This window comes from Parabacteroides sp. KHUB-02, from assembly GCF_056640955.1.
The window spans coordinates 4,651,168-4,665,466 of sequence record NZ_JBWQEV010000001.1 but is presented as its reverse complement, the minus strand read 5'-3'; the positions used below and the strand labels follow the sequence as shown (position 1 = coordinate 4,665,466).

Here is a 14,299-nt window from a genome sequence, read left to right as displayed (position 1 = left end):
ACACTCAATGACTGAAGAATTTGTGAGTGAGGTCAAACAGATCCCACACAATGATGAACGTATCTTCACGATGCTGTCCGATCTTTCCAACTTGGAACGTATCAAGGATCGCATCCCGCAAGATAAAATAAAAAATTTTGAGTTCGACAGCGATACCTGTAGTTTCGCTGTCGATCCCGTTGGTAAGATTACCTTCCAGATCGTAGAAAGAGAGCCGAATAAATTAATCAAGTTCACGACGACCAACTCTCCTGTTCCCCTTTTCTTGTGGATACAATTGAAACAGGTGGCCGAGGACGACACACGGTTAAAAATCACGGTTCGTGCCGATCTGAATCCGTTCTTGAAACCAATGGTATCGAAACCTTTGCAAGAGGCTGTCGATAAAATCTCGACCGTTATCGCCTCCTTGCCTTATTAATTCCTTTTTCATTATGGCTCAGAAACTTTGGGAAAAAAATGTACAGGTAGATCATGAAGTAGATATCTTCACGGTAGGTAAGGACCGTGAGATGGATCTTTACCTCGCTAAATATGACGTATTAGGCTCTATGGCGCATATCACGATGCTGGAAAGTATCGGTTTGTTGACCAAAGAGGAACTAAACGTCTTATTAGCAGAATTACGGAATATATACGCCGTAGCGGATCGTGGAGAATTCATCATCGAGGAAGGCATCGAGGATGTGCACTCGCAGGTGGAACTCATGCTTACACGCCGTTTGGGCGATATGGGCAAGAAGATCCATAGCGGGCGTTCCCGCAATGATCAGGTTCTATTGGATCTGAAACTTTTCACCCGTTCGCAAATACAAGAATTGGTTGAGTTGGTTTCCGGCTTGTTCGACGTTTTGATCTCCCAGAGTAACCGGTACAAGGATGTACTGCTTCCCGGATATACGCATCTACAGGTAGCTATGCCCTCTTCGTTCGGACTTTGGTTCGGCGCTTACGCGGAGAGCTTGGTAGATGATTTGCAACTTATGCAAGCCGCATACCGTATTTGCAACCGTAACCCGCTGGGTTCCGCCGCCGGATATGGTTCATCCTTCCCGCTAAACCGCCAGATGACTACGGATTTATTAGGTTTCGACTCGCTGGACTACAACGTGGTATACGCCCAGATGGGACGTGGCAAGATGGAACGCACCGTAGCTTTCGCTATGGCGGGTATCGCCGCTACGCTCTCCAAGTTAGCGTTCGACGCTTGTATGTTCAATAGCCAGAACTTTGGCTTCATCAAACTGCCGGATCAGTTCACGACCGGCTCCAGTATCATGCCGCATAAGAAGAATCCGGATGTATTTGAGTTGACACGTGCCAAATGCAATAAGCTTCAAGGCTTGCCTCAGCAAATCATCTTGATCAGCAATAATCTTCCTTCCGGTTACTTCCGGGATCTCCAGATCATCAAGGAAGTCTTCCTACCGGCTTTCGACGAGCTGAAGGATTGCTTACGCATGGTAACTCATATGATGCGTGAGGTGAAAGTGAACGAGCATATATTGGACGATGATAAATATTCTCTATTGTTTAGCGTGGAAGAAGTGAACCGCCGTGTCTTGGCCGGAATGCCTTTCCGTGACGCTTATAAGCAAGTAGGTTTGGATATCGAGGCCGGTAAATTCGTTCCTTCGAAGAGCGTTAACCATACACACGAAGGCAGTATCGGTAATCTATGTAACGAACCAATCGCCACCATGATGCGTAGCGTGATAGGTTCTTTCTCTTTCGAACGGATGAACGAGGCTGAAAAGAAATTGGTCCATGGATAAGATAAGACGGATATTTCCACTTTTGATCTTGTTTACGCTATTATCTTGCGCAGATACGATAGAGACTCGCATTCCCTATCGTATCGTTAGTCTAGAATTGGACCTCACTTATCAAGATAAGGCGTTAAATACAATACAAGCTTACAAGATCTACACGCAAGCAAATATAGATCAAGATCGTGAGCAAACAGGTTTTGGAGGCGTATTGGTCTATCATGGATTGTCCAGTAACGGAACTGGAGCATTCTTCGCGTTCGATGCCGCTTGTCCTCATGAGGCATCCGCTAATGTCATCGTAGATGTGGACGAATCTGCCGTATACGCCATTTGTCCGAAATGCGGTAGTAAATTTGAACTTTTAAACGGTATCGGCAATCCGGTGGAAGGACCTTGCGCTGAGGAGAAACAAGCCCTCAAACAATATGTCGTCGATACAAACGGTAATAAAATTTACATCCATAATTAAATTTTTCACCGGAAATGTTTGGTAGTATAAATATTTGTACTACCTTTGCACTCGCAAAAGAGAAACAAACAATGCGGAAGTAGCTCAGTTGGTAGAGCATAACCTTGCCAAGGTTAGGGTCGCGGGTTCGAGTCCCGTCTTCCGCTCAACTCTTAGAGAAGAGGTGGATGCTCGAATGGTGGAATCGGTAGACACGAAGGACTTAAAATCCTTTGGCCATTGCGGCTGTGCGGGTTCAAGTCCCGCTTCGAGTACGATCTAATTTAATTGCGGAAGTAGCTCAGTTGGTAGAGCATAACCTTGCCAAGGTTAGGGTCGCGGGTTCGAGTCCCGTCTTCCGCTCGCTTCCAAAAGGCCTCGCTGTTCGAAAGAATAGCGGGGCTTTTTATTTCTAAAATATAATCGTATCTTTATCTTCAATTAAAGTGAGGGTTATGGAATTACGTACTGCGAATGTTACCCGATATATCATGCCTCTGCGGGAAGGCGGATCATTGCCTGCTTTAGCGGAGGCAGACGATGAGTTTAAATATGTCGTTAAGTTCCGGGGAGCCGGACATGGGACAAAAGCCTTGATAGCCGAGTTGATCGGAGGTGAGATCGCTCGTTGCTTGGGTTTCCATGTACCGGAATTGGTCTTCCTGAATCTTGACGAGGCTTTCGGGCGGTCGGAAGGTGACGAGGAGATACAAGACTTACTACAAGCAAGTCTAGGGCTCAATCTGGGATTACATTTTTTATCCGGAGCCTTGACTTTCGATCCGGTAGTCAATCGTGTAGATCCTAAACTCGCCTCACAAGTCGTATGGCTCGATGCTCTTTTGACAAATATAGACCGCACGGTCCGGAATACGAATATGTTGATATGGAATAAAGAACTTTGGCTCATCGATCATGGAGCTTCCTTATTTTTCCATTTCTCATGGGTAAATTGGCAAAAACATGCGATCGGCCCTTTCATCCATATCAAGGATCATGTATTATTGCCACAAGCGACGCTGCTGGAGGAAGTAAACAAAGATTTCAAACGTATCTTAACTGAAGAGAAAATTCGTGAGATCGTAGGTCTAGTACCTGACGATTGGTTGCATTGGAACGATAGTCCCGGTACGCCTCAAGAGATACGTGATGTATATATCCGGTTTTTAATTGACCGAATCGCCCATTCTGACACGTTTATAAATGAAGCTCGACATGCAAGACAAACACTTATATGAATATGCCGTAATCCGTATCGTACCGAAAATCGAACGGGAGGAGTTTATCAATGTAGGCCTTATCATGTTCTGTAAACGGCCTAAATTCATCAAGGCTCGCTATCATGTAAACGAGGAGAAACTTCGTCTGTTCACATCAGATATAGATAAGGAATCTTTGTGTACGAATCTCCACGTTTTCGATAAGATATGTTCCGGCGCAAAGGATGGAGGTCCTATAGCCAGCCTAGATATTCCGGAGCGCTTTCGTTGGCTTACCGCCATAAGAAGTGCCTCTATCCAAACCTCGCGTCCACATCCCGGTTTTTCCAACGATCTAGAACAGACATTTGAGAGATTATTTCAAGAATTAGTCTTATAGATAATAAACATAAATCTCCGTATCACGATAAAAGAAAAAAGACGGATCGTCCAAACAACCCGTCTTTCCTTATAGAACTAATAGATATTATACTTATCCTCTTAAGTCCGCATCCATAGCGGCGGCAGCCTTACGACCGTCTCCCATCGCCAGAATCACGGTAGCTCCACCACGAACGATGTCACCACCGGCATACACATCGCCTAAAGCGGAGCGCATACTGTCTTCCTCCACTACGATCGTACCCTTCTTGCTCACCTCCAAGCCTCCAAAGGCACGGGGTATTAATGGATTCGGAGATACACCGACGCTAACGATCACCTCATCCACATCGATTGTTTCGATAGCTCCCTCGATAGGTACCGGACGACGGCGACCAGAGGCATCCGCCTCACCTAGCTCCATCTTCTGCAAGCGCATCTGCTTAACACGACCTCTTTCATCTCCTATATATTCAATCGGATTATGAAGCGTCAAGAACTCCACACCTTCTTCCTTCGCATGTTTCACCTCTTCCAAACGAGCGGGCATCTCCTCCTCGCTACGACGGTAGACAATCATAGCACGCTCAGCGCCCAGACGGCGAGCAGTACGGACAGAGTCCATAGCGGTATTGCCACCTCCGATCACGGCCACCTTCTTCCCTTGTAGCACCGGCGTATCACTTTCCGGATTCGCCGCATCCATTAAGTTTACACGGGTCAAATACTCGTTGGACGACATCACGCCCACAAAGTTCTCACCCGGAATGTTCATAAAGTTAGGCAGACCGGCGCCACTTGCCACGAACACGCCCTTAAAGCCATCCGCATGCAAATCATCATAACTGATCGTCTTACCCACGATACAATCTTTCTCAAACTGTACGCCCATCTTACGAAGGCCATCAATCTCCACGTCCACGATCTTATTCGGTAGGCGGAACTCCGGGATACCATATTTCAATACACCACCGATCTCATGCAATGCCTCGAACACAGTCACATCATATCCACGCTTCGCCATATCTCCGGCAAAAGACAATCCGGCAGGACCGGAACCTACCACGGCAATCTTGATACCGTTCTTCTCCGCAATCTCCGGAACCGAGATATTACCGCTCTCACGTTCGTAATCAGCGGCGAAACGTTCCAAGTAGCCAATGGCAACCGCTTCCTTACCCATTTTCAAATGGATACACTTGCTCTCACATTGTTTCTCCTGCGGACATACACGACCGCAAACAGCGGGCAGGGCACTTGTCTCCTTCAAAGTCTTAGCTGCCTCCAAGAATTCCCCACGCTCGATATTCTTGATAAAAGTAGGTATATTGATATTTACCGGACATCCCTGCATACAAGTAGGATTCGGACAATCCAAACAGCGCTCGGCCTCTTGCATGGCCTGTTCTTTTGTCAAGCCTAAGTTAACTTCCTCCAAACGGGTACGACTCCGGTATTCCGGGTCCAACTCGTTCATCTTCACACGGGGGATATCCGCACGTTCTTTATTTTTCTTGCTTTTGCGAAGTGCCTCCCGCCAAGGTTCGGCACGACGAGCAGCGATTAATTCTTCTGTTGTCATGATTCAATTACGTGGTTTCGTTATTTCTTCTCTATATCCTTATAAGCGCCGAGACGCATGATCATCTCATCAAAATCCACTTGATGAGCATCGAACTCCGGTCCGTCCACACAAACGAACTTGGTCTTCCCGCCTACCGTGATACGGCAAGCTCCGCACATACCCGTTCCGTCCACCATGATCGTATTCAAGGAAGCTACGGTAGGAATCTCGTATTTCTTTGTAAGAGCGGAAACGAATTTCATCATAATAGCCGGACCGATCGTAACGCATAAATCCACCCTCTCCCGGTTGATCACGCTCTCCACGCCATTCGTCACCAAGCCTTTCATACCATACGATCCGTCATCGGTCATGATAATTACCTCATCCGAGTTTTGGCGCATCTGCTCCTCAAGGATCACCAAGTCCTTGGTACGGGCCGCCAATACGACGATCACACGGTTTCCCGCCTTATGGAAAGCCTCCACGATCGGCAACAACGGAGCGACACCTACGCCACCACCGGCACAAACAACCGTTCCAACCTTCTCGATATGAGTAGCCTGCCCTAACGGACCCACCACATCCGTGATATAGTCACCCTCGTTCAATTCACAGATCTTACGGGATGAGCCGCCTACCGCTTGGATCACCAAGGTGATGGTACCTTTCTCGGTATCCGCCCCGGCAATGGTAAGAGGTATACGTTCGCCTTTTTCGCCAACCTTCACGATCACGAAGTGACCGGCCTTGCGGGAGCGGGCGATCAAAGGAGCCTCGACTTCCAGCTTCACCACGTTGGCTGAGAAATGTTCTTTACTTACAATCTTATTCATTATAATCGCTACTGTTGATAGTTTGTCTTGTTTTGCTGGCAAAAATAAGATAAAAAAGTGAATATAGCCCTATTTTCCTTAACAAAAGGCTTTATTCAAACAAACCTTCATCACGCACTAACATCAAAATAGCGGAATGAGGAACAATCAAGAACTTCTCGTCATTAAAATTGATTTCGTAAGCGGCATTCTGCAAATAGACTGCCAAATCACCTTCACGGGCTTGAAGCGGCAAGTATTGCACCTCCTCCCCTTTCTTTTTCTCCCAGACCTCATGCTCCTCAGATTGAGAAGGCAACGGATATCCGGGCCCCGTCTTTATGATATAACCCGCTTGTATCTTCTCCCCTTGTTGAACCGAGGGAGGCAGATACAATCCGGTCTTAGTCTGGCTCTGTGGATTCTTAGGCTTAATCAATACTTTATCGCCTATCATCAGAAATTTATCGATGTCTTTTTGATCTATGGATAGTTGCATGATTATAAGATGTTAAATTTTTATTTCGCGAACTTACGGAAAGTTTACCAAAAATAAAAGCGAGCCTTCTTGATGAAAGCCCGCTCTTATCTATAATGAACATTTATCTACATTAAATAGAACGTCCCTTGAACACATTCGACTCGCTCGAAGGATAGAGATTTCCCGTAAAGGATATACGGTTGCTATTAAAGTTAGGCGATACCGTGGCAGTACATTTATTCGTACCTTTCGCCATACGGAACGTAACCCTAGCGGATACCGCTACACCCTGCACATTCATCTCGTACATAACGTTTCCTTTTTTGTCAGTCTTCATCTGTACACCGGAAGTTGTTCCATCAACCGTTATACCTCCTATTCCGTTAGGACCGGCCGCCGGAGTATTAAACGCTAACTGAATGGTAGCCTTCTCACCCTTCACCGAAACGAAGTTCGTGTTCGGAGTAACATAAACAAAACTACCGCGCTTAAACTCTATACGATCCGCTTCCAATACGAAATCCTTATTCTTCAAAGCTTGCACCGCTTGTTCAAACAATGCGTTAGCCTCGGCTTCCTCCGCAGCTTTCTTCGCTGCCTTCTCTGCTTTCTTTGCTTCTTTCTCGGCCTGCTTCGCAGCTTTCTCTGCTGACTTGTCCTGCTGTGCCATCATCGACCCTGCACCAAATAATAAAACGGCGAGCAATAATACAATCTTCTTCATATTAACTCATTTTTAAAGGTTTGTCTATAAAAGTACTTTTATACATACAATAAAAATACAATTAACATCGACATAAGTTCATCTTTAACCCTTATTTTTCACGTTTTTAACATGATACCATAAAAAGCCCCATGCGGTTACCGCCGCGATGAAATCGGAGAAAGGTTGCGCTAGCCAAACGCCATCCAATCCCCAGATCGGAGGAAATAGCAGGATAGCCGGTATCAGGAATAAAACCTGCCGACTTAGACTCAGAAACATCGCTTTCCATGCGACACCGATACTTTGAAAAAACTGGCTGATCGTAATCTGGGAACCGACAACGAAAAAGACCAGCATCGTCAGACGTAATCCATTATCCGTAATCGACACCAATTCGGCATCCGTCGAGAATACGCTAACGATCAGTCTCGGGAATAATAAACTGACGATACATCCTACCCCTGTAATCAAGGTCGATACTATAATAGACAACCGCAAGGTAGCCAATACCCGGTCATGATGCCCAGCGCCATGATTAAACCCGACAATCGGTTGCATCCCTTGGGCGATACCGATAATCAACATAACCAGCAGCATGGCGATACTGGAAATAATACCGCTGGCTCCAATCGCCAAATCGCCTCCATTCTCTTTCAACGCATGGTTCATGATCACCACAACCACACTGCCCGCCAGCTGCATGGAAAATGGAGACATGCCGATCGTAAATATATTCCAAATAATGGAACCTTTCAACCGGAAATATTTCGTATGGAAACGTACGATACTATCCTTGCTGATAAAATGACTCATCACGAAAGCGGCACCGGCAGCCATGGAGATCACCGTAGCGATAGCGGCACCCTGTATCCCCATATCCAGCCAGAAGATAAAGATCGGGTCTAGGATCACGTTCAATACGGCACCGATCATCATCGTGAACATCGCCTTTTTCGGATATCCGGAAGCACGCATCACGGCATTAAAGCTAAAACTTAATGTAGCCAGCAAATTACCCGGGATAGCGATATATAAATAGTCTTTCGCATAAGGTATCGTCTGCTCGCTTCCTCCGAACCACGTTAACAAATCATCCAAGAAAATCATACTGGGGATAATCGTCAAGGCTCCGATAATGAATGTCAAAGTGAAAGCGTTTCCTAATACGTTATCTGCCAGATCATTCACCTTACGGCCTAGATGAATGGAGACCCTTGTAGCGGCTCCCGCGCCGATCAACATTCCAAATGCCTGCATAAAGAGTAGTATCGGGAAAGTCAAAGTCAATCCGGAGATAGCTAGCGCACCCACTCCTTGTCCGATAAATATACGATCTACGATATTATAAAGAGCATTAACCATGGTCCCGATAACGGCGGGAATCGCGTAATGTACCAACAAACGGCCTATATTCTCATTTTCCAGCCGCCATGTAATTTCATTTGTCATAACAAACTCGTTTCTTATAAGATTTGAATCCATGAGACCATCTCCGCCATACTTGTCGCAATCTTTACATCCCCATTGGGTAATTGGATACGCAGGCGATCCGGTGCCTCACAATAAACATTTATAGAATCCTTATTCACCGGGGAGGGTTTAAATCCATTCCGGATCAAGGCATTCCCCACCCAATAAGAAACCATGAAATCTCCCTCTACCCCGATCGGAACAGTAGGCGCTACCGTATTCAATTTTCCGGTATTCGGATCAAACACTATTCCTTCCTTACTGAAGAATGTCTCAAACGACCCTCCCATAATCAAGTCCTCCGGCGTTCCACATGCCATCGGACGTTTTTTCTCTTGCAGCCACAGGCAATCCCCCAGCTGGATCGCTAAATCCAGATCATGCGTTGATAAGAGAATCGCCTTTTGTTGTTCCACTGCCAACTTATGCAAGAGAACCATGGTCTCAATCCGGCTTGTCACATCCAGAAAGGCGGTCGGTTCATCCAGCAAGATTATCGGGCATTGCTGAGCCAAAGCTTTAGCGATCATGGCCTTCTGCCGTTCGCCATCGCTTAATTCCGACACATAATTGCGTGCTTTATGGGCAATCCCGGCAGCAGCCAACGACTCTTCGATAATCCTCCGGTCGTCCTGCCTCAACTGGCCGAAGAATCCCGTGTAAGGATGTCTTCCTAAAGAGACCAACTCGTAAACCGTTATTCCGCCGGCATTCGTTTTCTCCGTGAGAACAACACCTACCATCCGGGAAAAATCACCTTGCGAGTAAGAGACCAACGGCTTTCCTTTCAATTCGATCTCGCCCCCTAGAGAGGGCTGGAAACCGCACAGCGTACGCAATAAGGTAGACTTTCCCGCACCATTCAACCCGAGAAGGCAAGTCACCTCGCCCGGATATAAATTCAAGTCGAGGGCATCATGCACCAACTTTAGGTGTCCACCTTTCAAAACATATCCAATACTCAGATTTTTTGTCCTTATAACTGGAATCCTTTCCATAACCACTAATTAAAATATTGAATATTCTTCCGGTTTACGATTACATAGATAATAACCGGCGCACCCAGCATAGGTGTCACCGCATTCAAGGGTAAAATCGTGTTGCTTCCCGGTACGACCATCAATAAATTACAAAGCAAGGCGATACAGGAGCCCGTCAACATCGTTATCGGCACCAATATCTTATGATTGGAAGAACCAAGCATCAGCCGTGAGATATGCGGAACCGCTAATCCGATAAAAGAGATCGGTCCGCAGAAAGCGGTAGTCGTAGCGGTCAATATCCCCGTACATAAAAGGATGGCTATTCGTGCCCGCTTGATCCGTATACCCAGATTAGCGGCATACATCTCTCCCAGCAACAAGGCATTCAGAGGCTTTATCAGCAAGACAGCCAACAGCAACCCGATCAATGCGCAAGTCCCGAAGAAAGGCAATTGTTCCAAGGATACCCCCGAGAAATTGCCCAGTCCCCACATCACGAAAGCATGTACCCTATCTGTCGAGGAATAATAGTTCAGTATAGAGATAACCGACGAGGCCAGATAGCCGATCATTATACCGATAATCAAGAGCATGACATTGTTCTTCACCTTCGCAGAGAAATAGATAATCAATCCCAAGATCACGCAAGCCCCTACGAACGCAGCAAGAATCACCGCCATATATCCGCTGACCGGCCAATCCGTAAACTGCCCCAGCGTACCTCCAAAATACAACATGATAGCGGCCACTCCCAGATTAGCCCCATCACTGATACCTAATATAGAGGGTCCGGCCAACGGATTCCGGAATAAGGTTTGCAACAACAGCCCACTCGTAGCCAGTGAAGCCCCCGCCAACAGTGCGGTTATCGCCTGTGGTAAACGAGATTGCAACACGATATTCTGCCATGCGATCTTATCAGATCCCTTCCCCAGTAAAATATCCATCACGTGATCCAAAGGAATCGGTACGGCCCCATACGCCAGCCCTCCCACAAAGAGCACCAAAAGAACCACCCCCAACAACGGATAAAAAAGCAGCGCTTGTTTGTTCATGGCGCGAAGGTATACAAAAAAGCGGAGTTATGTTATACTTCTCCCTACCTCCCGGAGAAAAACAGAATATCGCTCACGTACGCAATTATTAGGAATACACATTCTTAAACGATCGCCTCGAGTACCACACATCGTAAGCAAACCGTAATAATAAAGTAGACTACGGAAATTATCTATATCCGTTACCCGTTCGGCAGGAAAGGATGTATGTAAGTCCACCAAGATCTCTCCCTTTGCCGCGATTTCCTCGATGATACCCATACGATTTTCCTCCTGTACGAAGTCACGATCAATACGTGCCAGCATCTTCAGCTTACTATAGTCCGTTCGGATATTCTTATCGGCCATTTCTACCGGGGAACAATGAAAATCAACTTGCCAACGTAAATAATACAAAGTCATATCACAGTTAAAAATCCGATCGTCACCCAAGCTCTCTCTTGCGAAACAGTAATTATCATACCAAGGCTTCATTTCCGTAATCATAGCCTCAGCATCCCCTTTGAGCATATCGTTTTGCTGATAATAACGGAACATCTCACGAACATCCGTTTCATCAAAACCCATCATGGCATTAAAACGAGGATCTACCGAGATATTCCAGTCTATATTATATCCACTCGACAAATCATCCAGCGTCACAGGGCTTACCCCCATCATGAATATACGGTCAAACATTCCCTTGAATTGTTTGAAATACTCCCGGTAGAAACCACTGGCATGAGTCAAATCATGAAACATTCGCTGCCCATGCTCACTCAATATCACATTGGTAAAGTTGTCGTACTCATCTATAATGAGATACAGGGGATATCCCTTTTCCTTCGCTTTTACCTCTATGTAAGCCAGCTTAGACTTGGCGCTTTCTATATGCTCGACGGTCTCCTTAAAATCAGCGTCATAATAAGCTGCGTACACATGTGCGAACTGATTAATGATTAAGCCGCAATAATCATTGAAACTTGTCATCAGGTCCGCTCCCGGCATCGAACAGCCCGCTTTAGAGAAATCGAAATAAAGTACCTGATACTTATTCCTTTCACCGGTTGGATGCGTACCAATCCAGAGATCTCCAAAATATGCATCAAAATCATCCTGACGCAATATATCATAATACGTACGCATCATGCTAAGGAATACGCTCTTGCCAAACCGTCTCGGACGGATCAAGAAAAGATAGCTAGGCATCTTCTCGATAAGCGGAAGGTACATCGTTTTATCCACGAAATAGAAATTACCATTCCTTATTCGATTGAAATCTGATATTCCGTAAGGGATTCCTTTCACTTGACTCATACTGAAAATATTTTGTTGTTTGGCAAAGTTAAGGCATTTTATGGAACAAGCATTATAATATAATGAAAGATGATACATCTTATCGCTGCAACATGATACATCTTGTTATTGTAAGATGATACATCTTATAGGGAAAAGACGCATCATCTTTCATGGGGATAAATTTGGTAGGGTCCCATACGCCAGTCCCTCTGCAAAAAGCCTCAAAAGCCCCCCTAATAATCGATAAAAAAGCAACGTCTGTTTGGGGCAGTAGAACCTCAGTGGGGATAGGCGTATGAGTTAGCTATACCCACCCTTTTGATCAAGGAGAATTTCATCCGTATCGGCACAAGCGATAAGCACTAGTGCCTAGGACCTGCACAAGTAGTCCTTACGGCCCACGCCGGTAGTCGCGCATAAAAAAGGTTGTGCCAGTGTTTTGGCACAACCTTCTGCTCTTGTCTCTTTTATTTTCCAATGGATCTTCGGATTCATAGAATCCAAATACATCAGATTATACAAAACGAGCTAGACAAAGTATAAGCATACCTCATCTAGCTCCGAAAAATCCTTATTTGAACGCAGGATAACCCGGGTTCTGAGTCAATTTATCGTTAGATTGATAAGCATCTTGAGATATAGGGAACAATTTCAAATAAGCATCTGTCTTTCTCACACAATTTGAAGCAGCCCACATACCTTTGTCATAGACCCCGAAACGGATATCATCCTGACGGTTGTGCATCTCCCAAGACAATTCGAGTCGACGCTCAAGAAGGATATCATCCAGCGTAACAGTAGCGTAATTGTGATTGGAATCACCAAACGCACGTTCACGGACTTGATTAACCAAGCTTGTGGCCTCAGACGCACTACCACCACTACGAAGCAATGCCTCTGCTTTCATTAAAAGAACATCCGCATAACGGAACACATGGAAGTCATTACCCATAGCGTCTGTCAAAGTCGTTGAGTACGGCCATTTTTGGCAACGTGCGCCATCGTGCTGATTTACCGCTCCCCAAGTTGTTCCATCATATTCCGTACCAGCCAACATAGTAACATCGATCGTATGGTTCAACAAGAAACCATGGTCTGTCTCAATAGGCTCACCGGTCGAGGCATTATACATCTGGCCGATCAAGAATGTAGCTTCCTTACGAGGATCGTCATCAGAGAACAATTTAACATATTCCGGCTGCGCACAAACACCATTCCAAGCAGAAACACCGTTAGAAAGAGCCAACTGATCTTTGTAGTGCAACGTACGGTTCATCAATTGCCAACGATTATCCTTATCCGTATCCGTCTCTGAGAACGGAGCGGCCAAGATCGCCTCACGAGAACTCTCGTTCGTCAAGGAGAAGTTTGCCTTAAAGTCCGGCTCTAATATATAACCCATCGCCATCACCTTGTCGCAACACTCTGCGGCCATCTGGTAAGCATTGTTACAACTTACACCCCAAGCTTCCGCATTCAAATATAATTTAGCCAACAACGTATAAGCTGCACCTTTCGTAAACTTAGCATAACCATTTTCACGACCCGGACAAGTTTCCGCAATCTCTGTCACTTCTTTAATCAACCAATCAAACACGGCCTGGCGAGGTTGGCAAGCCGGAAGTTCCTTATCCGCATAATCAGTAACCAATGGAATATTGCCCCAATCGTCCATCATCTTGTAAATCCAAAAAGCACGGATACCTCGGATTTCAGATGTATATAGAGACATCTGTTCGTCCGATAAGAAATCAGAAGATTCCACTACCTTCAAGTTGGCATTACAAGTACCGATAGCCTCAGAAGCCGTAGACCATGCCCCCTTGATCACAGAAGTCTGCGAAGTCCATGTGTGCATGTAGATCTCACGATACTGACCACCATCATACCAGTCACCACCCTTACGGGTAGGAGTAACAGCATCTGATCCCGACATCACATCCAGCGCAATAAAATTTCCATCCGCAGGATAATTCTTCAATGTCTTATACACGGTCCCTACCAACACACTGATCTCCGAATCAGTATAACCGAATGAATCCGCAGGGACATTATCGTATACCGTTTCATCCAAGTTCGTACACGCTGGCATAGAAAAAAGGAGAGCCGTGCCAGTCAAGAACGATATTATATTTCTTTTTTTCATA

At 45.7% G+C, this 14,299-nt stretch carries 13 protein-coding genes, 3 tRNA genes and 1 pseudogene; 8 read left to right on the top strand and 9 right to left on the bottom strand.

Annotated features, from left to right (window positions below; translation table 11 throughout):
- Positions 1–7 precede the first annotated feature (7 nt).
- The 8 genes from ACYIA1_RS19630 to ACYIA1_RS19595 all read left to right on the top strand — a co-directional run bounded on the left by ACYIA1_RS19630 (position 8) and on the right by ACYIA1_RS19595 (position 3,819).
- The gene (locus tag ACYIA1_RS19630) at positions 8–421 is read left to right on the top strand and encodes an SRPBCC family protein (RefSeq protein ID WP_005858994.1); all 414 of its coding nucleotides are present in this window, start codon (positions 8–10) and stop codon (positions 419–421) included.
- A 13-nt stretch (positions 422–434) separates the two neighbouring features.
- The gene (argH, locus tag ACYIA1_RS19625) at positions 435–1,775 is read left to right on the top strand and encodes an argininosuccinate lyase (protein WP_044545207.1); all 1,341 of its coding nucleotides are present in this window, start codon (positions 435–437) and stop codon (positions 1,773–1,775) included.
- Positions 1,768–2,241, top strand: a complete 474-nt coding sequence (locus ACYIA1_RS19620; RefSeq protein ID WP_480336278.1) for a Rieske (2Fe-2S) protein — start codon at positions 1,768–1,770, stop codon at positions 2,239–2,241. Before argH ends, ACYIA1_RS19620 begins: the two co-directional genes overlap by 8 nt.
- Positions 2,242–2,314: 73 nt before the next feature.
- Positions 2,315–2,387: transfer RNA gene (locus tag ACYIA1_RS19615), tRNA-Gly, on the top strand.
- A 23-nt stretch (positions 2,388–2,410) separates the two neighbouring features.
- Positions 2,411–2,495: transfer RNA gene (locus tag ACYIA1_RS19610), tRNA-Leu, on the top strand.
- Positions 2,496–2,510: 15 nt separating this feature from the next.
- Positions 2,511–2,583: transfer RNA gene (locus tag ACYIA1_RS19605), tRNA-Gly, on the top strand.
- A gap of 92 nt (positions 2,584–2,675) precedes the next feature.
- Entirely contained in the window at positions 2,676–3,458 is a 783-nt protein-coding gene (locus ACYIA1_RS19600) for a HipA family kinase (protein WP_413639709.1), read from the top strand.
- A complete protein-coding gene (locus tag ACYIA1_RS19595) occupies positions 3,436–3,819 on the top strand; it encodes a DUF3037 domain-containing protein (RefSeq protein WP_005867882.1) in 384 nt (127 codons plus the stop codon). Before ACYIA1_RS19600 ends, ACYIA1_RS19595 begins: the two co-directional genes overlap by 23 nt.
- Before the next feature lie 93 nt (positions 3,820–3,912).
- On the opposite strand, the gene gltA is transcribed toward ACYIA1_RS19595, so the two are convergent.
- The 9 genes and pseudogenes from gltA to ACYIA1_RS19550 all read right to left on the bottom strand — a co-directional run bounded on the left by gltA (position 3,913) and on the right by ACYIA1_RS19550 (position 14,298).
- Positions 3,913–5,382: an NADPH-dependent glutamate synthase gene (gltA, locus tag ACYIA1_RS19590; RefSeq protein WP_005867881.1), complete on the bottom strand. Its 1,470-nt coding sequence runs from the start codon at positions 5,380–5,382 to the stop codon at positions 3,913–3,915.
- A gap of 20 nt (positions 5,383–5,402) precedes the next feature.
- On the bottom strand, positions 5,403–6,200 hold the full coding sequence (locus ACYIA1_RS19585; protein ID WP_005867880.1) for a sulfide/dihydroorotate dehydrogenase-like FAD/NAD-binding protein: 798 nt from the start codon (positions 6,198–6,200) through the stop codon (positions 5,403–5,405).
- A 91-nt stretch (positions 6,201–6,291) separates the two neighbouring features.
- The gene (locus tag ACYIA1_RS19580; protein ID WP_005859009.1) at positions 6,292–6,678 is read right to left on the bottom strand and encodes a co-chaperone GroES; all 387 of its coding nucleotides are present in this window, start codon (positions 6,676–6,678) and stop codon (positions 6,292–6,294) included.
- A gap of 112 nt (positions 6,679–6,790) precedes the next feature.
- A complete protein-coding gene (locus ACYIA1_RS19575) occupies positions 6,791–7,384 on the bottom strand; it encodes a DUF4251 domain-containing protein (protein WP_005859017.1) in 594 nt (197 codons plus the stop codon).
- A gap of 84 nt (positions 7,385–7,468) precedes the next feature.
- Entirely contained in the window at positions 7,469–8,815 is a 1,347-nt protein-coding gene (locus ACYIA1_RS19570; protein WP_480336277.1) for an MATE family efflux transporter, read from the bottom strand.
- A 14-nt stretch (positions 8,816–8,829) separates the two neighbouring features.
- Positions 8,830–9,834, bottom strand: a complete 1,005-nt coding sequence (locus ACYIA1_RS19565) for an ABC transporter ATP-binding protein (RefSeq protein WP_480336276.1) — start codon at positions 9,832–9,834, stop codon at positions 8,830–8,832.
- A gap of 5 nt (positions 9,835–9,839) precedes the next feature.
- Positions 9,840–10,874 carry an iron ABC transporter permease gene (locus ACYIA1_RS19560; protein WP_048928125.1) on the bottom strand — a complete coding sequence of 345 codons (1,035 nt, stop codon included), beginning with the start codon at positions 10,872–10,874 and terminating at the stop codon, positions 9,840–9,842.
- Between the two features lie 48 nt (positions 10,875–10,922).
- Positions 10,923–12,170: pseudogene (locus ACYIA1_RS19555) on the bottom strand (ATP-binding protein); the annotation flags it as partial.
- 553 nt (positions 12,171–12,723) lie between these two features.
- Entirely contained in the window at positions 12,724–14,298 is a 1,575-nt protein-coding gene (locus ACYIA1_RS19550; protein WP_048928124.1) for a RagB/SusD family nutrient uptake outer membrane protein, read from the bottom strand.
- Between the last annotated feature and the right edge of the window lies 1 nt (position 14,299).